The organism is Gleimia hominis, assembly GCF_002871945.2.
GTDB lineage: Bacteria > Actinomycetota > Actinomycetes > Actinomycetales > Actinomycetaceae > Gleimia > Gleimia hominis_A.
Map to the genome: position 1 here is coordinate 492493 of NZ_CP126963.1, position 20331 is coordinate 512823.

19 protein-coding genes and 2 tRNA genes are annotated in these 20331 nt (G+C 59.3%); 12 read left to right on the forward strand and 9 right to left on the reverse strand.

The window, feature by feature from the left end; genetic code table 11:
• Positions 1-7: 7 nt before the first annotated feature.
• Genes era through uppS form a run of 3 tightly spaced genes read left to right on the forward strand, consistent with a single transcriptional unit; the run spans position 8 to position 2505 of the window.
• The gene (era, locus tag CJ187_RS02265; RefSeq protein WP_233187351.1) at positions 8-958 is read left to right on the forward strand and encodes a GTPase Era; all 951 of its coding nucleotides are present in this window, start codon (positions 8-10) and stop codon (positions 956-958) included.
• A gap of 3 nt (positions 959-961) precedes the next feature.
• Positions 962-1696 carry a DNA repair protein RecO gene (gene recO / locus CJ187_RS02270; protein ID WP_102215935.1) on the forward strand — a complete coding sequence of 245 codons (735 nt, stop codon included), beginning with the start codon at positions 962-964 and terminating at the stop codon, positions 1694-1696.
• Between the two features lie 56 nt (positions 1697-1752).
• On the forward strand, positions 1753-2505 hold the full coding sequence (gene uppS, locus CJ187_RS02275) for a polyprenyl diphosphate synthase (RefSeq protein WP_233187350.1): 753 nt from the start codon (positions 1753-1755) through the stop codon (positions 2503-2505).
• Positions 2506-2523: 18 nt separating this feature from the next.
• On the opposite strand, the gene CJ187_RS02280 is transcribed toward uppS, so the two are convergent.
• From CJ187_RS02280 to CJ187_RS02300, 5 genes are all read right to left on the reverse strand, one after another.
• Positions 2524-3024, reverse strand: coding sequence for a hypothetical protein (locus tag CJ187_RS02280; RefSeq protein WP_102215934.1), 501 nt, complete (start codon positions 3022-3024; stop codon positions 2524-2526).
• 11 nt (positions 3025-3035) lie between these two features.
• Complete coding sequence (locus tag CJ187_RS02285) at positions 3036-3449, reverse strand: Fur family transcriptional regulator (protein ID WP_102215933.1); 414 nt, start codon at positions 3447-3449, stop codon at positions 3036-3038.
• A 69-nt stretch (positions 3450-3518) separates the two neighbouring features.
• Positions 3519-4358: a metal ABC transporter permease gene (locus tag CJ187_RS02290; protein ID WP_102216550.1), complete on the reverse strand. Its 840-nt coding sequence runs from the start codon at positions 4356-4358 to the stop codon at positions 3519-3521.
• Positions 4359-4409: 51 nt separating this feature from the next.
• Complete coding sequence (locus tag CJ187_RS02295; protein WP_102215932.1) at positions 4410-5159, reverse strand: metal ABC transporter ATP-binding protein; 750 nt, start codon at positions 5157-5159, stop codon at positions 4410-4412.
• The gene (locus tag CJ187_RS02300) at positions 5150-6184 is read right to left on the reverse strand and encodes a metal ABC transporter substrate-binding protein (RefSeq protein WP_233187292.1); all 1035 of its coding nucleotides are present in this window, start codon (positions 6182-6184) and stop codon (positions 5150-5152) included. Before CJ187_RS02300 ends, CJ187_RS02295 begins: the two co-directional genes overlap by 10 nt.
• Before the next feature lie 165 nt (positions 6185-6349).
• Between CJ187_RS02300 and CJ187_RS02305 the strand changes: the two genes are divergently transcribed.
• Genes CJ187_RS02305 through CJ187_RS02315 form a run of 3 tightly spaced genes read left to right on the forward strand, consistent with a single transcriptional unit; the run spans position 6350 to position 9810 of the window.
• Positions 6350-7741, forward strand: coding sequence for a glycine--tRNA ligase (locus CJ187_RS02305; protein ID WP_102215930.1), 1392 nt, complete (start codon positions 6350-6352; stop codon positions 7739-7741).
• A complete protein-coding gene (gene dusB, locus CJ187_RS02310) occupies positions 7742-8974 on the forward strand; it encodes a tRNA dihydrouridine synthase DusB (RefSeq protein ID WP_434737335.1) in 1233 nt (410 codons plus the stop codon). It begins immediately after the preceding gene.
• 2 nt (positions 8975-8976) lie between these two features.
• Positions 8977-9810, forward strand: coding sequence for a type I 3-dehydroquinate dehydratase (locus CJ187_RS02315; RefSeq protein ID WP_102215929.1), 834 nt, complete (start codon positions 8977-8979; stop codon positions 9808-9810).
• A 51-nt stretch (positions 9811-9861) separates the two neighbouring features.
• Here CJ187_RS02315 and CJ187_RS02320 read toward each other — a convergent pair whose 3' ends face one another.
• Both CJ187_RS02320 and CJ187_RS02325 read right to left on the reverse strand, forming a co-directional pair.
• Positions 9862-11184, reverse strand: coding sequence for a hypothetical protein (locus tag CJ187_RS02320; protein ID WP_146003051.1), 1323 nt, complete (start codon positions 11182-11184; stop codon positions 9862-9864).
• A 56-nt stretch (positions 11185-11240) separates the two neighbouring features.
• A complete protein-coding gene (locus tag CJ187_RS02325) occupies positions 11241-12008 on the reverse strand; it encodes a glucosamine-6-phosphate deaminase (RefSeq protein WP_102215927.1) in 768 nt (255 codons plus the stop codon).
• 103 nt (positions 12009-12111) lie between these two features.
• Between CJ187_RS02325 and CJ187_RS02330 the strand changes: the two genes are divergently transcribed.
• Positions 12112-13428 carry a deoxyguanosinetriphosphate triphosphohydrolase gene (locus CJ187_RS02330; protein ID WP_233187291.1) on the forward strand — a complete coding sequence of 439 codons (1317 nt, stop codon included), beginning with the start codon at positions 12112-12114 and terminating at the stop codon, positions 13426-13428.
• A 122-nt stretch (positions 13429-13550) separates the two neighbouring features.
• A complete protein-coding gene (gene dnaG, locus CJ187_RS02335) occupies positions 13551-15467 on the forward strand; it encodes a DNA primase (RefSeq protein WP_102215926.1) in 1917 nt (638 codons plus the stop codon).
• Positions 15468-15592: 125 nt separating this feature from the next.
• On the opposite strand, the gene CJ187_RS02340 is transcribed toward dnaG, so the two are convergent.
• A tRNA-Ile gene (locus CJ187_RS02340) sits at positions 15593-15666 on the reverse strand.
• 121 nt (positions 15667-15787) lie between these two features.
• On the opposite strand from CJ187_RS02340, the gene CJ187_RS02345 reads away from it, so the two are divergent.
• Together CJ187_RS02345 and CJ187_RS02350 are read left to right on the forward strand one after the other, a co-directional pair.
• Complete coding sequence (locus CJ187_RS02345; RefSeq protein WP_146003050.1) at positions 15788-16282, forward strand: hypothetical protein; 495 nt, start codon at positions 15788-15790, stop codon at positions 16280-16282.
• Between the two features lie 73 nt (positions 16283-16355).
• Positions 16356-16427, forward strand: a tRNA-Asn gene (locus CJ187_RS02350).
• 10 nt (positions 16428-16437) lie between these two features.
• Here the strand turns inward: CJ187_RS02350 and CJ187_RS02355 are convergent.
• The gene (locus tag CJ187_RS02355; protein WP_158237702.1) at positions 16438-16590 is read right to left on the reverse strand and encodes a hypothetical protein; all 153 of its coding nucleotides are present in this window, start codon (positions 16588-16590) and stop codon (positions 16438-16440) included.
• A gap of 26 nt (positions 16591-16616) precedes the next feature.
• Here CJ187_RS02355 and CJ187_RS02360 point away from each other — a divergent pair, with 26 nt between their 5' ends.
• Positions 16617-18344 carry an ABC transporter ATP-binding protein gene (locus CJ187_RS02360; protein ID WP_102215924.1) on the forward strand — a complete coding sequence of 576 codons (1728 nt, stop codon included), beginning with the start codon at positions 16617-16619 and terminating at the stop codon, positions 18342-18344.
• Positions 18341-20305: an ABC transporter ATP-binding protein gene (locus CJ187_RS02365; protein ID WP_102215923.1), complete on the forward strand. Its 1965-nt coding sequence runs from the start codon at positions 18341-18343 to the stop codon at positions 20303-20305. The genes CJ187_RS02360 and CJ187_RS02365 overlap by 4 nt, the downstream gene beginning before the upstream one ends.
• The last annotated feature ends 26 nt before the right edge of the window (positions 20306-20331 follow it).

Genomic DNA, 20331 nt, shown 5'->3' on the forward strand with positions numbered 1-20331 from the left:
CGAGTTAATGGACGGGCCACAGGCCGACGTGGAGCCACTAATCGCGAACTATCCCGAAGGGTTCCGGGCGGGTTTCGTTGCGATTGTGGGCCGGCCTAATGTGGGGAAATCTACGCTTACGAACGCGCTGGTGGGGAGCAAGGTGGCGATCACGTCGCGGCGGCCCGAAACGACGCGCCGGTCAATCCGCGGGGTGGTGCAGGGCGAGAACTACCAGGTGGTGCTGGTGGACACTCCCGGCTACCACCGGCCCAGAACCCTGCTGGGGCAGCGGTTGAACTCGATGGTGCGGGATTCAGTGGGGCAAGTTGATGCAGTACTTTTTTGCCTGCCGTGTGACCAGCGGGTGGGGCCGGGCGATGATTTTATTGCCCGCCAACTGCGCGGTCTAAAAGTACCGGTAATCGCCGTGGCAACCAAGATGGATGCGGTGACGCAAGAGCGGGTGATGAAACACCTGGTAGCGATCGACAAGTTGGGGGACTGGGAGCAGATCGTGCCCGTCTCGGCCGCTACCGGTGAGCAGGTGGACCATTTGAAAGACGTAGTTGCGTCTTATTTGCCGCCGTCCCCGCCCCTGTACCCGCTGGATGCGGAGTCGGACGAGTCCGATGAGGCACTTATCGCCGAGTATGTGCGGGAAGCGGCGTTAGAAGAGATTCGTGAGGAACTGCCGCACTCACTGGCAGTTTCGGTGGAAGAAATTATTGAGCGGAAGAAAAAACCGGGGCAGAACTACCCGCCGATGTTGGACGTGCACGTGAACGTGTACGTGGAGCGGGATTCACAAAAGGCGATCATCATTGGTACCGGTGGCACCCGCATAAAGCGCATTGGCATGAAAGCGCGGCGAGAAGTTGAGAAACTGCTTGGCCGGCGGATCTATCTGGACCTGCATGTGCGTACCGCTAAGGATTGGCAGTCGGATCCGAAGATGCTAGATCGGTTCGGTTTCTGACAGGTGCGGACGTATCGCGATGAGGGGATAGTGCTGCGCACCCACAAGCTTGGGGAAGCGGATCGCATTATTACTGTACTCACGCGGTATTCGGGGCTTAAACGCGTAGTTGCGAAGGGTGTGCGGCGCACGAAGTCTAAGTTTGGGGCGCGGTTGGAGCCGTTCACGGTGGTGGACGCGCAGTTTTACGCGGGGCGGAGTTTGGACACGCTCACGCAGGTGCAGACGCTGCGTCCGTACGGGATGCGGATTGCCCGCGACCATTATTTGTACGCGTGCGCAAACGTGATGGTGGAAGCCGCGGAGAAGCTCAGTGAGGACGATCAGAGCCCGCAGATGTACCTGCTCTTGCTGGGGGCGTTGCATGCGTTAGCGTTTCGCCGGCACGACGCGGACTTGGTGATGAACTCGTTTTTATTGCGGGCGTTCGCCCTGTCTGGTTGGGCGCCTTCGTTTTACAATTGCGCGGTGTGCGGCCGGCCAGGCCCGGCCAGTGGTTTCAGTGTCGAAGCGGGGGGTGCGGTGTGTGAAAACTGCCGTCCTCCGGGTTCTTTAGCCCCGTCGCTTGAGGCGCTGGCCCTGCTTGGGGATTTGATTTCTGGTGATTGGGCGCGGGCGGATGAGGCTCCGCGGGGCCCGCGGCGGGAGTCCGCTGGGTTAGTTAACGCGTGGGTGCAGTACCATTTGGAAAGGCGGTTGAAATCTATGGATGTGCTCCGCCGGTTACGGGAGGTTTGATTCACGTGGCAGACAGCGCGCAAACTGATGAGCCAGCAGCGGAAGAGAATCGGGTAATTGCCCCGTTTGAGGGTGATTTGCAGCCCCCGCATTTGGATGCGCCCGCGCGGCACGTGGCGATCATCATGGATGGCAATGGCCGGTGGGCGAACGCGCGTGGCCTGCCGCGCACGGAGGGGCACAAATGCGGGGAGATTGCCCTCATGAACACGATCGCGGGGGCGGTTGAAGCGGGGGTTAAACATTTGACGGTGTACGCGTTTTCTACGGAAAACTGGAACCGTTCGCCCAGTGAAGTGCGGTTCCTAATGGGGTATTCACGCAACGTCATCCGCCGCCGCGCCGCACAGTTGCACGAGTGGGGCGTGCGGATTAACTGGTGGGGGCGCCGACCTCGGTTGTGGCGGTCGGTGATTCGTGAACTGGAGGCGGCACACGCGTTAACGCAACACAATGACCGGTTGGATTTCAACATGGCCATTAATTATGGTGGGCGCGCGGAGATTGCGGATGCGGCCCAGAGAATCGCGCGGGAGGTTCAGCGGGGAACGTTGAAACCGCGGGGGATAACGGAGGACGTGTTCGCCTCCCGCTTGTACGCCCCTGATGCGCCGGATGTGGACTTGCTGATCAGAACTAGTGGTGAGCAGCGGCTTTCGAACTTCCTCTTGTGGCAGTGCGCGTACGCGGAATTCATTTTTAATCCCACTCCCTGGCCCGCGTATGGACGCCGTGAGTTGTGGGATGATTTATTAGCGTTTGAGGGACGCGACCGGCGCTTCGGTGGCGCTGTGGACAAAGTGAACTGAACGACCGTCGCGCGCGGCTTATGCGCGGCGGCGTTTTACCATCCAGTAGATGCTCAGGGCTGCGACGAGGAACGTGAATGGGATCAGCACCCAGTACTTGCCGCTGGCTGCCGCCTGTCCGGCGCTGAACAGGCCAGTGAAAACCGCGGCGTACAGTAACCCCCACGCGATGTAGCCTGGGATTGCGCACAGCGTGTACGAAAACCACCGCATCCGCAGCACTCCGGCGCCCAAGTGGATGACGGTTTGCAATCCGATCGTTAAGAACGACAGGGGAATAATCACTAGGCCCCAGCGGTCTACCGCGTCGACCCCCCGTTGGGTAGAAGCGGACTGTAGTTTGCCCTGCAGGCGCCGCACCCAGGGACGCTGGGAGTACTTAGCGGTAGACAGGAACCCGCTGGTCACCAGGCGTGCCAGCCAGTACGTTGATTGGGAACGCAAAAACACCACGATCACCAGGAACGCTGTTAGCGCCCAGAAACCAGATTGACTGATGAACGAGGGAACACCGGGCATGGGAGAGCTTTCTATCTATCCGCTATTTCTTTCTGACAACTAGAGCATAGACCAAAAATTTCCAACGAGTGCTGCAGATCCGTGAACCCCTCTTTCTGCCCCAACTCCTGGAACCAAGACTCCAGCGGATCCACCTCAATCTCCACACTGCGGTGGCACCGCCTGCAGATCAGGTGGTGGTGGTGTCCTTTCGTGTCGCACTGCCGATACAGTGCCTCCCCGTCGGGCGTCATGAGCACGTCCACGTCGTCTTCATCCGCTAGCGCCCTCAAGTTTCGGTAAACCGTAGCTAAACCGATTCGGGAACCAGACTGCGCCAGGTCCTCATGAATCTGCTGGGCAGAACGGAACTCGCTGGAAGAACGTAACTCATCCATCACGGCTTGCCGTTGACGCGTGTGCCGGCGAACGGGGGTAGTACTCATAAGACCTCTTCCTAACTGATCCAAGGGGCGGCTAACGCGGTGGGCACGCTAAGCGCCCGTCAGACCAGTCTACCGATTTTGTCGCAAACGGCTCGCGGCCGACCGGGCGATGAGGCCGAGGGCGTAAATCCCGATCGCTAAAACCACGATGGTAGCGCCCGGGGAAATGTCTAGCACGTACGTTATGAACAGGCCGCACACGCAAGTGGCGACCCCGACGAGAATGCCGCCCACGAGCGTGGCTTTAAACGAGCGGGCGAACAGCTGCGCGATCGCTACCGGAACGATCATTATGGCGGAAACCAGTAGTGACCCCACGACGCGCATCGAAATCGCGACCGTGAACGCAGCCAAAAGTGCTATCGCGATAGATAATGCGGCGGTGGGTAATCCGGTTGACCGCGCGAACTCTTCGTCGGAACACACCGCGTACAGCGCGGGAGTGAGGGTGATTGCAACGAGGAAAATCACGAGCGCGAGCACGCCGATAGTCCAAATGTCCGTGTTCGTAACCGTGGCGATAGAGCCAAAGAGGTACGCGTTCAGTTGTGCTGACGTGCCACCTGCGAGTCCAATTAGCAGCACCCCACCGGCGATCCCACCGTAGAACAGCATCGCGAGGGCCACGTCTGAGGAGGTGCGCCCAGTTAGGCGGATGACTTCCAGTAAAACCGCGCCCACCACGGACACTGCGAGCGCCCCGGGGATGGCGAGTGATTCGGGGGAGGTGAGGTTCAGCCACGAACCCACGAGCCAGCCCAGCGCCACCCCGGTGAGTGCGACATGTCCGATGCCGTCCCCGAGCATAGCGAGACGTTTATGCACCAGGAACGTGCCAACAATGGGGGCGCTGATCCCAACGAGTACTGCGGCAATCAGTGAACGCAGCATCAGGGGAGAGGCCAGCATGACGCTGAGGTCTTCGAAACCGGTTGTGAAACCCAAAACTGTGGGGAGCACTCAGCGGCCCTCCTGGTAGTTAGACATGACGGTGTGGGGCACGTGGGGAGAATCGTGGTGATGCACGGGGGTGCTGGGTCGGGTCCGGCCGTCGTAGTCGATGTGTCCAGAAGCGATGTTGACGCACCGGTCGAGGTGCGCCGCTAGGGGCCCGAGTTCGTGTAGGACAGTCACGATGGTGCAGCCGCGTGCTTTGAGGTCCTCCACTAGGTCCGCGAGGGTTTGCTGACTGTGCGCATCGATGCCCGCGAGCGGCTCGTCCATAATCAACACCTGTGGGTCGCGCACGATCGCGCGGGCGATGAGCACGCGGCGGCGTTGCCCGCCTGACAGTTGGGATACGGGGACTCCCTGGTGGGAGCGCAGCCCCACGGTATCCAGCGCGTTTTGCGCCCGGGTTTTTGACCCGCGAGGCCACCACAACTGGTGTTTACCGAGCGTGCCGGTGCGCACTACCTCTAGGGCCGAAGAGATAACTCCGCCCGAGAGGCTACTGACTTGCGGGACGTACCCAACTTGTGGCCAGGGAACGTGGTTACCGGTGACCTCGTGGCCGAGGAGCTTCAGGGATCCAGCGCGGATTTGAGCGCTTTTGAACAGGGCGCGGATCAGCGTGGATTTGCCGGAACCATTTGCACCGGTGATCGCCACACACTGCCCGAGGGGCACAGTGAGGTCGATGCCGTGCAAAATCACTCCCGCATCGTAGCCCACGTCGAGTGCGTGTGCTTCCAGGGCGTTTACTGGCATTCTAAGCCGGCCTGCAGTACCTCAATATTTTTCTTCATCACGCTCAAGTAATCCTCACCGTCTTTAGGCTGGTTCTCTAACGGATCAAGCGTAGTTGTTTTTACACCCAAATCGTTAGCTAGCACTTTAATTACTTTAGGTGATATCGCGATTTCCGTGTAGAGGGTGGTTGTCCCCGTCTCTTTCACGATCTTTGCGATTTCATTTAGCCGCGCAGGCGAGGGCGCTACTTCCGGTTCAATCCCAGACACCCCAATCTGTTTTAACCCAGTTTTTTGCGCGAGGTAACCGAACGCCTCATGCGAGACAATAAAGTTTTCGCGCTTGCAGGATTTGAATGAACTCGTCATGGTCCCGCTCAAGTCTTTAAGTTGTTTCTTGAGGGATTCGAGGTTCTTGTGATAGTCCGCCGCATGGGCTTTATCTATCTCGCTGAGGTGATCGCTCACCTGCTGTGCCACGGAAACCATGCGGTCTGGATCGAGCCAGAAGTGCGGGTCCATCCCGCCGACATCGTGGTGGTGATGGTGCTCGTGCCCGTGCTCCTCGTGGTCGGCCTCGTCACCATGATCGTGCTCGTGCTCGGCTTCATCACCATGATCGTGTGCTTTGTCTGAATGCTCGTTGTGGTCCCCCTCGGCATGTTCGTGAGAGTGTTCGTCTTCATTAGCGGGCAGCAGGTGTGCGGCAGAAGTGATGTCGAGTGACTTGAGCGAAGAAGTCTGGTCTACCGCCGCATCCACTGCGGGTTGGAATTTGCGCAGGTAGATCACCGAGTCTGCGGTCGACAGGCCAGCAACGGTTTTGGGAGATAGCTCCAGGTCGTGCGCCTCCACATTAGGTGGGGTTAATGAAGTGACTTTAACGTGATCACCACCTACATTCTTAGCGATATATTCGAGCGGATAAATCGCCGTGCGGATATCTAGCGTCTGTGTTTTCGATGCCTCCGATCCAGCGGAACATCCTGCAAGCGCAAGTGCAGCTACGGCTAAACCTGAAAAAATACGCGTCTTAAACCTCATGATAATCATTCTCGAACAGGTGGTGGGGGAATGCATCTAAAGGTGACCTACCGCAATTCTTTTCCCGTTTCAGTTATGGGTGGCGTGCCTTTAGAATGGACGGTGGCCTGTCATCCAGGCAGGTGAGTTGCGCCAGAGGGCGCGTTAACTAATAAGGAGACAACAGTGGCTAAAGCCTCATCGCGACTTGAGTCCGTTATCAGCCTCGCTAAACGCCGAGGATTCGTCTATCCGTGCGGGGAAATATACGGCGGCACCCGATCCGCCTGGGACTACGGGCCACTGGGAGTTGAACTTAAAGAGAACATTAAAAAAGCGTGGTGGGCCCGCATGGTGCGTCAGCGTGACGACGTCGTGGGTCTAGATTCCTCTGTTATTCTGCCGCGTGCCGTGTGGGAAGCCTCGGGGCACGTAACTGCGTTTACCGACCCGCTCATCGAATGCCTCGCGTGCCACCGCCGGTTGCGCGAAGACCAGCTGGTAGAAGAATACGCAGCGCGCAAAAATATCGCCGAAGACGCGGTAGAAATGTCCGAAGTGCCGTGCCCGAACTGTGGCACGCGCGGGCAGTGGACCCAGCCACGCGCATTCTCCGGTCTGCTCAAAACCTACCTGGGAGCCGTGGACGACGAAACTGGGCTCCACTACCTGCGCCCCGAAACCGCGCAGGGCATCTTCGTGAACTTCATGAACGTTATGACTTCCGCCCGGAAAAAACCACCGTTTGGGATCGCGCAGATCGGTAAGTCGTTCCGCAACGAAATCACGCCCGGGAACTTCATTTTCCGCACCCGCGAGTTCGAACAAATGGAACTGGAGTTCTTCGTTGAACCCGGCACGGACGAGAAGTGGCACGAATACTGGATTCAAGAACGGTTGAACTGGTACACCGACCTGGGGATTGCGCGCGAGAACCTCCGCCTGTACGAACACCCTCAAGAAAAACTTTCCCACTATTCAAAACGGACCGTGGACATTGAATACACGTTCGGTTTTCAAGGTAGTGAATGGGGCGAGCTGGAAGGGATCGCGAACCGCACAGACTACGATTTGAAGACGCACATGGAAAAGTCGGGGCAGAAACTCGACTACTACGACCAGCAGAAAAACGAACGGTGGATCCCCTACGTAATCGAACCATCCGCGGGGCTGACGCGCTCACTCATGGCGTTCCTAGTGGATGCGTACTGCGAGGATGAAGCACCGAACACGAAAGGCGGGGTGGATAAACGCACGGTTCTAAAACTAGACCCGCGTTTGGCACCTGTGAAAGCCGCGGTGCTGCCCCTGTCGCGTAAACCGCAGCTGCAAGAACCCGCGAAAGAACTCGCGATGTCACTGCGCCAGTTGTGGAACGTGGAATACGACGATGCGGGGGCCGTTGGGAGGCGCTACCGTCGTCAAGATGAGGTGGGGACGCCGTATTGCATTACGTTCGATTTTGATTCGCTTGAGGATAACGCGGTGACGATCCGTGATCGCGACTCAATGGAGCAGGTGCGCATCCCAATCGATCAGGTGCGTGCCTACCTGCTGGACCGGCTGCCCATCGGATAATTGACTCTGGTGCAAGAAGCTTCAACTGGGGCCCTCAAGGTCGGACCGATCGAACTGTGGGCCCCGGTTCTGCTGTCCCCAATGGCTGGGGTTACGGACCAGCCATTCCGCCGATTGTGCCGCGAATTCGGTGAGGCCGGGCTACCCCAAGACCTGCAAACCCAACTGCCCGCAGCCCACGCCCACGTGGATGCACCCGCGGGCCTGTACGTGTGCGAAATGATTACCGCGCGGGCACTGGTCGAAGACAATGCGAAAACCCGCCAGATGGTTGCCCCAGACCCGCGTGAACGCGTGCGTTCCGTGCAACTGTACGGAACGGACCCGCACGTATTGCAACAGGCCACGCGGATCCTCGTGAAGAACCGGTGGGCAGACCACATCGACTTGAACTTCGGCTGCCCCGTACCGAAAGTCACCCGCAAAGGTGGGGGAGCGGCCCTGCCGTGGAAGCTGGACCTGTTCACCGATATTGTCCGCGCAGTGCGGGCGGGTGTGAAGCAGGTGGGGCGTGACGTGCCCGTAACCGTAAAACTACGCATCGGCATCGATAGTGAACACACCACGTTCCGGGACGCCGCCCAGATCGCACAGGATGCCGGGGTCGCGGCCGTGGCCCTGCACGGGAGGACGCAGCAGCAGCACTACTCGGGTGAGGCTGACTGGGATGCGATTGCGGAGCTGAAAAGTCTTTTGTCCATTCCCGTGTTCGGTAACGGGGACGTGTTCAGTGGGGCGGATGCGCAAAAGATGCTGGACCACACCGGAGTCGATGCGATCGTGGTTGGCCGGGGTGCGCAGGGGCGGCCGTGGATTTTCCATGACATCGTGGCGGCGCTAACGGGCGCGAACAAACCCGAGGCTGCTCCTACCCTCAAGGAAGTAGCGGAAGTGATCGTTAAACACGCGGAGCTGATGATCGAATACTCCCGCAGTGAGGAAGACGCGATGCGGAATATGCGCAAACACATCGGGTGGTACCTGCGCGGGTTCAGTATCGGTGGGCAGCAGCGGCTGACTCTGCAGCGGGTCAATACGCTAAGTGAACTCGTGGGGCAGTTGCAGAGCCTAGACTTGCAGCAACCCTACCCTCAGGCTGCACGGGGGCGGCGGGGCCGGGCGGGAAAACCCAAGAAAACACACTTACCAGCGGGTTGGTTAGACTCGCGGACACTTTCGACGGCGGGGCGGCGCGATGTCGCGCTGAATGAGACGCATGCGGATGGAGGCTGAAAATGGCGATGCCAGCAATAATTGGGCAAAAAATCCACACGCCTATCGCGATAGGCAACGGGCGGCCAGCGATGATTTGCCCGCTGCAGGGCGAGAACGCGTCTCAGCTTGTTTCTCGCGCCCGCAAGATTGAAATCAGCCCAGCGGACGTAGTGGAATGGCGCGTTGACACGCTCGCAGAACGTGATCCCGGCGTAGTCCGCGGGGCAGCGCAAGTGGTGCGCCGCGAAGTGCAGCGCCCCCTCATCGCAACCTTTCGAAGCACCGATGAAGGCGGACAGGGTGACCCAGCGGATTCCCAGCGGGTGTATGAAACAGTGGCGCCAATCGCCGACGCGCTGGACGTGGAGTATTCACACGCGGCCCGGCCTGAGTTGTTGGAACTTGCGTATTCGCATGAGGCCGTGCCGGTGCTTTCGTACCACAATTTTGAACGCGCAGAATCCGCGGACGCATTACTCGATCGCCTAGAACGGATGCAAACGTGTCTGGTGCGAGCTGGGGAGCAGGCGTGTCAGGATATGCCGGCAGATCAGGCGCAGGCGCTTCGCGATCGGGGGTACGGCGTGGTGAAAGTTGCGCTTGCCGCGCGCAACGAAATGGAAGCACTCATGATTATGGCCGCTGGCTGCCAGTTTGAACGCACGAAAGCGCGGCTGCCACTGATCGTGGTGGCAATGGGGCAGCACGGGATAGTGTCGCGCGCATTTCCCCGTAACGCAGGCTCCTCCGCCACGTTTGTGAGCGCCGACGGGCAAGCCAGCGCTCCCGGACAGATAGATGCCCACGCGCTAGCTGACTTCTACGCCCGCATTGGCAAAATCGCGCTGTACTAGCTGGCTTTTACCGTTGGTGGAATGCGGGCAAATCCTGCCTGACCTCTAGCATTAGCGGTATGCGGCCACGTCCTGTGCGGCAACGCGTTCAGGAATGAACCACGCGCACGAGCCCCCGCGCAACCGCGTGCCCGCTGGGGCGGGGGGAACGCGGCGCAGCCCCTCACCAGAAAACACGGGGCCGGCAGCGGGCACGTCTTCTTCCCCCGTGGAATCGGAGCGGATTAACAGGCGATGTTCTGCTGGCACCTCAATCGGATCCGAACCAGTGTTCAACACGTTCAAAATATTGCCTGTGGTGGACACGAGCGTGTCTGGATTCTGCCACGGCAGGCCTTCCACCCAGGCGAACGTGTCGTCGCCCATGCATAGTTCTTGCCGCAGTCGCAACGCCAACCCCGTGTGTTTGGCACGTGCCTTTTCTTTCTCTGATTGCGCCGGTTGAGGGCGCACCGCGGAGTGGACGTACTCCACGTGTCCGCCAATGAACTCAAACGGGAGGTAAATACTGCCCGGCAGGGCGCACAGCAGCAACCGCATCGCAGTGCGCCGCGCTGTGTCCGCATCCTGTTCCCACGTGCGCGTAGTGCCTTTGCGCTCGTGCGGGTCTGCGAGTATCTGCGGGGCAATCGCTTTCCAAGACGGCACCGCCCCAACCCGGTCGCATGCCTGCAAGGTTTCGTCGATCGCCGTGCGGATCGCGTGCGTGTCAAACGTGGCGCGGTACAGTGAGCCGGCCCTCAGGTTGTGGAACCACTCTTCTTCTTGGTGGCGCACGAACGCGTCAATATCCAGCAGTTCAGCGGATGCGGAGAGCGTGTGGTTGGGGGAGAAGTCCGCTAGTTCAACTTGCAGGATCCGCGTCAGTGCGCGGAAATGTTGCGCTCGCTGCGCCGCGTCCGCGCGGGTGGACCATTCGCGGATCCCTCCCAGGTCGATTCCATCTACCCCCAGTTTTAAGGCTTCACGCGCGCGCACCACCAGGGTGGCGGGGTCGGATTCGAGGCCAAAGAACAACGCGTCTTCGGTTGAACTTGGCCTGCCGCTGAATGTGGCGCCAGATAGGCGGACCACCACCTTGAGTCCCACCCGGTGCGCTTCTTTAACCAGGTCCGCGATCACCGTGGAACCGGTTAAATCCACTAGGGCGGGCCGGAAAATCACGGCGGAAGCGCCCACGCGAGCCATTGCGAACATGCACGGTTTCAACATGGCGGCCGCAACCTCATCCACAATTCCCGGCACTTCCATGAACACCGCGCGGTGCCACCATTCGGTGGGGACGTTGCGTCTTTGATGCACGATCAGCGTGCGCACGTACGTGTCTGCCCGGGTTGTGTCTTTTGGTTCCCGATCACCCGCGTGGTTAGTCACGTTCACTGCCTTTCATTGAGGTTCGGTACCGCTGGTTAAAACCCCTTCCGGATTCGTTACACTTGCGCGCTGTCCCAGGTTTCGCGGTAGTAATCCGCGAGTTTCAACGCGCCCGCCGCCGCGTCGTCCACAATCACGGTCACGTCCTGGTGGTATTGCAAGATGGAGGCGGGGCAGAACGCGGACACCGGCCCTTCCACGACCCCTTGAATCGCCTGCGCTTTTTGCTCCCCAAACGCGAGCAGCACAATCTTCTTTGCCGTCATGATCGTGGCCAGCCCTTGAGTGATTGCCCGTTTCGGCACATCGGCTTCTACGCCGTCAAAAAATCGGGCGTTATCGCGCCGAGTTTGGGGCGCCAGCGTCACCACGTTCGTGGGAGCAGATAGTGAGCCGGACGGCTCGTTAAACCCAATATGCCCGTCCGCACCCAACCCCAGGATCTGCAGATCTAACCCCGGTGCAATCGATTCTTCGTACAGTTTCGCCGATTCTTCCGGGTCAGCCGACAAGCCGTCGGGCGTGTGCAGGTCCGCATCCGCGAGCCCCGTCTTGTCTTCGCCCACTAATTCGCGCTTGAGGACATTGCGATAGCGCTGCAGGTGATCTTGATCAATTCCAATGTACTCATCGAGCGCCCACGCCCTACTGCCCGCCAATGTGAACTCACCGGCCGCGTGTGCCTGCCGCAACTGTGCGTACAGACCCTCCGGTGTGGACCCGGTTGCTACCCCTAACCGAAACCCGGGGGAAACTAAGGGAACAATTATGGAAGCAGCCAGCGCTGACCCCTGTGCGGAACTAGGTGTTATCGCAATGCGCATATTTGTAGAAACCTCACTGCAAAAGACGATAGTCCCGTTCAGTATAATGCCCGAACATAAGCTAATCCACCGTTTCCACGCGGCACACCAGTACACTAGCAGTGTGAAGGAAAACAGGCTTTACCACTACGACGCGGCCGACCGGCAGCGTCGCGCACAGGAGCGGCCCAAGTCCGCTTCCCGCACTGATTTTGAGCGCGACCGCGCGCGCATACTCCACTCCGCCGCGTTCCGCCGCCTAGGCGCTAAAACCCAGGTGCTGGGCCCCTCGTCGGACGATTTCATCCGCACCCGACTCACCCATTCCCTCGAAGTTGCGCAAGTTGGACGCGAAATCGGGAAGGAACTCGGGGTGGACCCCGACGTGGTGGAAACCGCGTGCCTGGCTCACGACCTGGGTCACCCACCGTTTGGCCACAACGGCGAAAAAGCACTCAACGACCTCGGGCAAGAATGCGGTGGTTTCGAAGGAAACGCGCAAACCTTCCGGATTGTCACGCGTTTAGAACCAAAAGTTGTGGGCGCAGAAGGGGAACCCGCTGGCGTGAACTTAACGCGCGCGAGCCTGGACGCTGTGTGCAAGTACCCGTGGGAACGCGGGCAGGGGCCGGACACAGTTAAATCCACGCGCAAGTACTGCGTGTACACAGACGATGCCCCCACGTTCACGTGGATGCGTCGCGGTGCCCCAAACGGGCAACTGTGCATAGAAGCGCAAATCATGGACCTGTCCGACGACATCGCCTACTCCGTGCACGACATTGAAGACGCGATCACCACCCGCAAGTTCTCGCCCCACAAACTTCGAGACGACCAGGAGTTCGCAGGGATTTTGCAAATGCTCAGCGAATGGGTGGGCCACCCCCTCGAAACCGGTAAATACGAAACCGCGCGCAAGCGCCTCCTGGACGACCCATACTGGATCGAAGAATTCACGGGTGACTACGCTTCGCGCGCCCAGCTCAAAGACATGACGTCCCAACTGATCGGCCGATTCTGCTCAGAAGCTGTGCACGCCACGCGCGAGTCCGATCGGCAACATTGGATACAACCGAGCGGCCCCGCGCCCTCAAACGCAAACGCCCCCAGCCTGGGACGCTACGAAGCCGCCCTGCAGGTACCGGAAGAAACCCGGGCGGAAATCGAACTACTCAAAGGCATCGCCGTGTACTACGTGATGGCCCCGCGCGAGTTCGAACCCGTCTACCTACAGCAACGCACCCTGCTGGCCGACCTGGTGGACGCACTCGTAAACAGTAAATGCGAACACCTCGAAGAACCATTCGCAACCGCGTGGCGCCGCGCCTCAACGGACGCCCAGCGCCTGCGCGCCACAATCGACCAAGTTGCCTCCCTCACCGACACGTCCGCGAACCAGTGGCACGCGCGCCTATGCGGCCTGTTCTCCACAACCTACTAGAATCCATCACCTATTAGATTGCACAACCTACTAGAATCCACACTCCCTCCTAGAAAAGGCCCCGCAGCTTTCTAAACCCGCGTACACTCGCTATATTTAACGCGAAGGGTTAAGGGGAGGGCATGGCAGGACTCATCGCGAAAGAAGACATCGAACGAGTACGCGAACGCATCAACCTGGAGGACATCGTCTCCCAGTACGTGACGCTGCGTTCCGCCGGAGTGGATTCCCTCAAAGGCCTGTGCCCCTTCCACGACGAAAAAACCCCGTCCTTCCACGTCCGTCCCGCCGTTGGGCGCTGGCACTGCTTCGGCTGCGGAGAAAACGGAGACGTCTTCTCGTTCATCCAACAAATCGACCACCTGTCCTTCACCGAAGCAGTCGAATACCTCGCACAAAAAGCGAACGTTACCCTCCACTACGAGCGGGGCAGTAAACGCGAAGCCGCCCAATTTGGGAAACGACAACGCCTCATAGACGCCCACCGAATCGCCGAAGAGTTCTTCCAAAAGAACCTCGCGGCCCCCACCGCGCAGGCCGCCCGCGACTTCCTCGGTGCCCGCGGGTTTTCCGAAACAACCGCCCAGCACTTCGGCATCGGATACGCCCCACAAAGCTGGAACGAACTCACCGATCTGCTGCGCTCACGCAGTTTCCGCGAAGACGAAATCCTCACCGCCGGCTTAGCCAGCCAAGGTCGGCGCGGCCTCTACGACCGGTTCCGGGGCAGACTAATCTGGCCCATCCGCGACCTCACGGGCGCCACCATCGGGTTTGGGGCGCGCCGACTTACCGACGACGACCAGGGCCCCAAGTACCTCAACACCCCAGAAACCCCGATCTACAAGAAATCGCAAGTACTGTACGGACTGGACTTGGCGAAACGCAATATCGCCAAAAAACGTCGCGTAGTAATTGTCGAAGGGTACACGGACGTGATGGCAGCGCACATCGCGGGCATAGACACCGCGGTAGCCACGTGCGGCACCGCGTTTGGACACGAGCACGTAAAAATCATCCGCCGCCTACTGGGAGACAGCGCAGACCCCGCTGCCGGAGTCCGTCTGGCTTCTGGCCGATCTCGAGGTGGGGAAGTGATCTTCACATTCGACGGTGACGAAGCCGGCCGCAAAGCCGCGCTCAAAGCGTTTGCCGAAGACCAGAACTTCGCCTCCCAAACATTCGTCGCCGTAGAAAACACGGGCCTCGACCCGTGCGACCTACGTTTAGAACGCGGCGACGACGCCCTGGTTAAACTCATCGAGTCACGCAAACCACTGTTCGAGTTCGCGATCCGCTCGTCCCTCAAGAATCTGGACTTGAACACCGCGGAAGGCCGCGTGCGGGGACTTCGCGAAACCGCGCCGATCATCAACCAGATCCGCGACCATGCGCTCCGCCGCGAATACAGCCGCGAACTCGCCGGTTGGCTCGGCATGGACGAGCGCGACGTGAGCCAAGCAATCCGCCACTCCAACCGGGCCACACACCGGGAACAAAACCAACGCGTCGAACCCCCTTTGCGCGCCAGTACCGACCCGGTGGAGCGGTCGCAAAGGCAAGCGCTTGAAGCCGTACTGCAACGCCCCGCGGACGTAATGGGCATCGGGTTCGATGACCTGGACGGAGACACGTTCGTCACCCCAGCGCTGCGATCCGTACACGACGCAATCCGCGCTGCCGGTGGGCTACACGCATTCGCCGACGAACTCCAAATCGCCCAGGCCCAAGAGGCCGACGCCGACCAGGCGCTCGCGGTGGCGGCCTCACGCTGGCTCAACACGGTAACTGAAGCGACGGATCCGACGGTGAGTAACGTGATTTCTGCGCTGCTAGTGGCGCCGCTGCCCCAAGATGACCCCACGCGGATCCGTGAGTACGCGCAAGGCGTGGTGAAATCCTTGGTGCAACACGGGTTCATCCGCGAGATAGGAAAGTGCAAAGCGCAGTTAGCGCGCCTAGACCCAGAGTCGGACGAGCACGCGCAGGTGTTCCGCCGCCTCGTCACACTCGAGGAACAGCGCAAAAACATCCGGTGAAAACCGCTCTAAAGGCGCGCCGACAGCTTCGACCAAAACGGCCTAACCGGGCCCTGGGCAGGTACTGGGCAGGTAAGAAAACTGCGCCGGAAGCGTTTGAATCCGCGTGGGGAAGGTACAAGAAGTGCCCCGGGCGGGGCTCGAACCCGCGACAAACGGATTATGAGTCCGCTGCTCTAACCGACTGAGCTACCAGGGCGCGCTCTAAGCATGCCAAAAAAACGGCTGGTGAATCAAATCAAATCCACTTCCTGCCCTTCCCGTAAAGGTAATGCGCCCAGCCTCTGGAGGTCTTGGCGGAAATCATCTAGCGTAAAACCATGAGTCGAGTAGATCCTAAACTTCTTGTAAACCCGCCGTGGGTGCAAACCGATGCCACGCGCCCGCAACTGCCCTTAGAATCTGGCGCCACAATTTTGCTCGCCCACGCGGGGCCGGCCCTCATGCATAAAAATGAACTGAACCTGCTGGGATACTGGCATGAGGTGCAGCACGCGCGCTGGGAAGGGAAGACGCGGCAACTGACGATCACGTGGGTGGATCCGAGCCGCCCCCCGCTGACGGCCACCGGGGCGAGTGCGGACCCGACCGTGTTTATGCGGTCGATGGAGGAGTACGTGAGTTACTCACTGGTGACGATCGCAACGCGCGAACTGGACAACGGTACCGCCGCAACCGTGCAAGTGCGGCGCGGGCCAGATGGGGAACTATTCAGCGTTGCAGTAGCCGACGGGCCACTCACCCCCACGGGGGAAACCGAAGTGGAAGCCCTGGAAACGAGCCTGCGGGACTCGGTGGGGCTACCCCGTAAATAAATAGTGATGATGACCTCACGCGTGGATTTTGTGTCGGTCAAGCAATCTTGGTAAAGTTTCTACCGCAACGCTTTCCCGCGTAGCTCAACGGCAGAGCATCCGACTGTTAATCGGACGGTTACTGGTTCGAATCCAGTCGCGGGAGCTTTCAACGCTCAAGCCCTCATCGGCTTGGGCGTTTTCCAAAATACGAGCTCTCCCACCAGTGTGAACTGGTCTACGTCGAATTTCGCTCTTAGCTGCGCGTTCGTGCCAAACGAACCCGTAGGTTTAGAGTATGTCAAGTCAATTTCATTAGTGCTTTTCATTATTTCTAAGAATCGTTGGGAAAACTATGCTTTTAAGGGTCGCGAAACGCGCCGTTAGCAAATTTTGGTTAGCCGCCCTGGGGGTGGTGGTGCTCCAGTTGGGGCAGGCACTTGCGCAGCTATATTTGCCTACTTTGAACGCGCGCATTATTGATGAGGGAGTAGCTAAAGGAGACCTGGGCTACATCTGGTCTACGGGCGCGGTGATGCTGACGCTCGCACTTGGACAAGCGGTGCTCGCGATCGGCGCGGTTTACTGCGGGTCGTACTTAGGGATGCGCACCGGGCAGGATTTGCGCACCCGCGTGTTCGAGAGGGTCAGTTCCTTCTCGCAAAAAGAGATCGCCCAGTTCTCACCCGGTTCGCTAATTACCCGTTCCACTAACGACGTGAACCAGATGCAGTTGTTCTTCGGTTTCGGCTCGATCGCACTGGTGTCCGCGCCAATCATGTCCATTGGTGGAATTGTGATGGCGCTGCGTGAAAACGTGGGGTTGGGCTGGCTGATGGGGATTTCCATTCCCCTCCTACTCGCGATCACGCTGGTTATCATTTCGAAAATGGTGCCTCTGTTCCGTTCATACCAAGACCGGATCGACGCCGTGAACTTGGTGCTGCGCGAACAGCTGACGGGCATTCGGGTGCTGCGCGCGTTCGTGCGTGAAGACACGGAACGCACCCGGTTCGCGAAGGCGAACGAAGACATGACCGACGTATCCCGGCGCGTTGGGCAACTGTTCATAATCATCTTCCCACTCATCATGTTTGTACTAAACGCCACGGTCGTAGCGATCTACTGGTTCGGTGGCCACCAAATCGAAGCGGGCACCACGCAGATCGGGACGCTGGTTGCGTACATGACTTACATGATGTTGATTTTGACGGGGATCTTGAACCTGTCGTTCATGTCCGCCATGATTCCGCGGGCAGCCGTGTCAGCAGAACGAATCTGTGAGGTACTAGATACGGACACGTCATTGGAGCCACCCGAAAATGGGGGAATAGATGTTATCGTGCCCGGCCAGGTGGCGTTCGAAAATGTAACGTTCGCGTATCCAGGTGCGGACGAGCCAGTGTTGGACGGCCTTGACTTCGAAGTCACCCGCGGGCAAACCCTCGCATTCATCGGCTCTACCGGCGCTGGCAAAACCACGGTCGCGAACCTGATTCCCCGCCTCTACGACGCCACCGGTGGTACCGTGCGGGTCGGGGGTGTAGACGTACGTAAACTCGCGGAATCGCAACTATCAAAAACCTTGGGGTACGTGCCTCAAAACCCGTATTTATTCGCCGGAACCGTGCGGTCAAACATGCTGTTTGGAAACCCGGACGCGTCGGAAGAACAGATTTGGCGGGCCCTCGAGCTGGCGGAAGCCGCCGAGTTCGTGCGAGACATGCCCAAGGGCCTCGACAGTCCAATTGGGCAAGGGGGCAGCAACGTTTCGGGTGGGCAGCGTCAACGCCTGTGTATTGCCCGCGCGATCGTGCACGAACCTGACGTGTTCATCTTTGACGACTCGTTCTCTGCCCTGGACCTCACCACGGATGCGCGGGTGCGCGAAAAAATCTGGACCGCATTGCCGCAGGCAACGAAAATCGTGATTGCCCAACGCGTATCCACCATTACCCAAGCCGACCAGATTATTGTGCTCGAGGCCGGCCGGGTGGTTGGGCGCGGAACCCACGAACACCTGCTTGAGCACTGCAAAGCTTACCGCGAGATCGTTGACTCCCAGATAGGGGTAGAAGCATGAGTAAGACGAAAACACCATCTCGGGCAAACCAGGCCCCTGAAGATGTTGAAGAGGAATTGGACGAGTCTGCTCACGGGCGCCGCCCAGACCGGAAGGCTCAGCATTTCTGGGCTTCCATGCGTAAACTCCTGGCCTTGTTGGCGCCTTGGAAATGGCAGTTCGCAGTAATTTTTGGGGCCAGTGCTCTGTGGTCTGCGATGACCGTTATTGCCCCGCGCGTACTTGGAGAAGTGACGAATACGCTTTTTGAGGGCGTGTTCTCTAAGCACATCCCAGCGGGAGGGACAAAAGCGCAGGCGGTGCAGATGCTGCGCGATTCGGGCCACGAGGATATCGCGAACATGGTGTCCGCCATGCACATCGTGCCTGGTCAGGGCATTGATTTTAACCGCTTGGCGATGCTGTCGATAATCGTGCTGCTGATTTACTTGGCGAGCAACCTGCTGGATTTCTACGTGGGTTGGAACATCAACCGTGTGGTTGTGAAAGCACTGTACGACCTGCGCCGCCAGGTGGAAGAGAAGATCCACGCGCTGCCGCTGTCGTATTTTGATCAGATGAAACGCGGGGACCTCATTTCGCGCGTCACGAATGACGTGGATAACATCACGAACGCGCTGCAACAAACCCTGTCGTCGGTAATCACCTCTATATTTTGGGGGACGGGGCTGATTATCATGATGTTCGTCACGTCGTGGAAGCTCGCGTTGGTGGCCATGACGATACTGCCGATGATGGCGCTCATTGTGCTCGTGATTGGGCCGCTGTCCCAAAAGGCATACGGCCGCCAGTGGGCCGCCACGGGGCGGTTGAATGCGCGAGTAGAAGAGAGCTTCTCGGCCCACGCCCTGGTGCACGCCTTCGGCCGAAAGTACAGTCAGGCACAAGATTTCGCGCAAGAAAACGACGAGCTGTACTCCGCTTCACTGCGCGCCCGGTTCCTCGGGGGCATGATGATGCCGCTAATGACGTTCGCCGGCCTACTCGCCTACGTGGGGATAGCGGTACTAGGGGGCCTGCAGGTGGCTATGGGCCAGATGCGGCTCGGTTCCGTGCAGGCGTTCATCCAGTACTCCCAGCAGTTCAACCAGCCGATTGGTCAGCTGTCTCAAGCCGTGACCGTGATGCAGTCTGCCGCGGCGTCAGCCGAACGCGTGTTTGAGATTTTGGAGGCCGAAGAAGAAACGCCAGCCAGTGAACACCCCGCGCAGCTGCAACCGGGGCCAGGACACATTGAGTTCCGCCACGTGAACTTCTCTTACAACCCCGATGAGCCCCTCATTGAAGACATGAACTTGGATGCGAAACCGGGGCAGACGGTGGCGATCGTGGGGCCGACCGGAGCGGGCAAGACCACGCTGGTGAACCTGATAATGCGGTTTTACGAGATCCAGTCGGGCACCATTTTGCTAGATGGGCAAGACACGCGGGAGCTGACGCGTCAGGACCTGCGTTCTCGCGTCGGCATGGTGCTGCAAGACCCGTGGCTGTTCCAGGGCACGATCGCGGAGAATAATCGTTACGGGCGCTCCGACGCGTCGGACGAGGAAGTGTTGGCGGCCGCGAAAGCCAGTTACGTGGACCGGTTTGTGGCGTCCCTCCCGGATGGTTACGACACGGTGTTGGAAGGTAACGCAGACAACGTTTCTGCTGGTGAACGGCAGCTAATCACCATTGCGCGCGCCTTTATTTCTGACCCGGCGATTCTGATTTTGGATGAGGCCACATCGTCGGTGGATACGCGCACCGAATTGCTGTTGCAAAAAGCAATGGTGGCGCTGCGCCACGGCCGCACCGCGTTCGTGATCGCGCACCGGCTGTCGACTATTCGCGATGCAGACGTGATCGTGGTTATGGAGCACGGCAGCATTGTCGAACAGGGCACTCACGATGAGCTGCTGGAGCGCCGCGGTGCGTACTGGCGGTTGTACAACTCCCAGTTCGAAGAGGCGGGGAACTAAGCCCTGGCCTTGGCGGGGTCCGCCGG

Coding starts and splice junctions, on each gene's coding strand:
- era (WP_233187351.1), top strand. CDS start 8: ATGGACGGGCCACAGGCCGACGTGGAGCCACTAATCGCGAACTATCCC.
- CJ187_RS02280 (WP_102215934.1), bottom strand. CDS start 3,024: ATGCCCGGTGTTCCCTCGTTCATCAGTCAATCTGGTTTCTGGGCGCTA.
- CJ187_RS02285 (WP_102215933.1), bottom strand. CDS start 3,449: ATGAGTACTACCCCCGTTCGCCGGCACACGCGTCAACGGCAAGCCGTG.
- CJ187_RS02290 (WP_102216550.1), bottom strand. CDS start 4,358: ATGCTGGCCTCTCCCCTGATGCTGCGTTCACTGATTGCCGCAGTACTC.
- CJ187_RS02295 (WP_102215932.1), bottom strand. CDS start 5,159: ATGCCAGTAAACGCCCTGGAAGCACACGCACTCGACGTGGGCTACGAT.
- CJ187_RS02300 (WP_233187292.1), bottom strand. CDS start 6,184: ATGAGGTTTAAGACGCGTATTTTTTCAGGTTTAGCCGTAGCTGCACTT.
- CJ187_RS02315 (WP_102215929.1), top strand. CDS start 8,977: ATGGCGATGCCAGCAATAATTGGGCAAAAAATCCACACGCCTATCGCG.
- CJ187_RS02325 (WP_102215927.1), bottom strand. CDS start 12,008: ATGCGCATTGCGATAACACCTAGTTCCGCACAGGGGTCAGCGCTGGCT.
- dnaG (WP_102215926.1), top strand. CDS start 13,551: ATGGCAGGACTCATCGCGAAAGAAGACATCGAACGAGTACGCGAACGC.
- CJ187_RS02345 (WP_146003050.1), top strand. CDS start 15,788: ATGAGTCGAGTAGATCCTAAACTTCTTGTAAACCCGCCGTGGGTGCAA.
- CJ187_RS02355 (WP_158237702.1), bottom strand. CDS start 16,590: ATGAAAAGCACTAATGAAATTGACTTGACATACTCTAAACCTACGGGT.
- CJ187_RS02360 (WP_102215924.1), top strand. CDS start 16,617: ATGCTTTTAAGGGTCGCGAAACGCGCCGTTAGCAAATTTTGGTTAGCC.
- CJ187_RS02365 (WP_102215923.1), top strand. CDS start 18,341: ATGAGTAAGACGAAAACACCATCTCGGGCAAACCAGGCCCCTGAAGAT.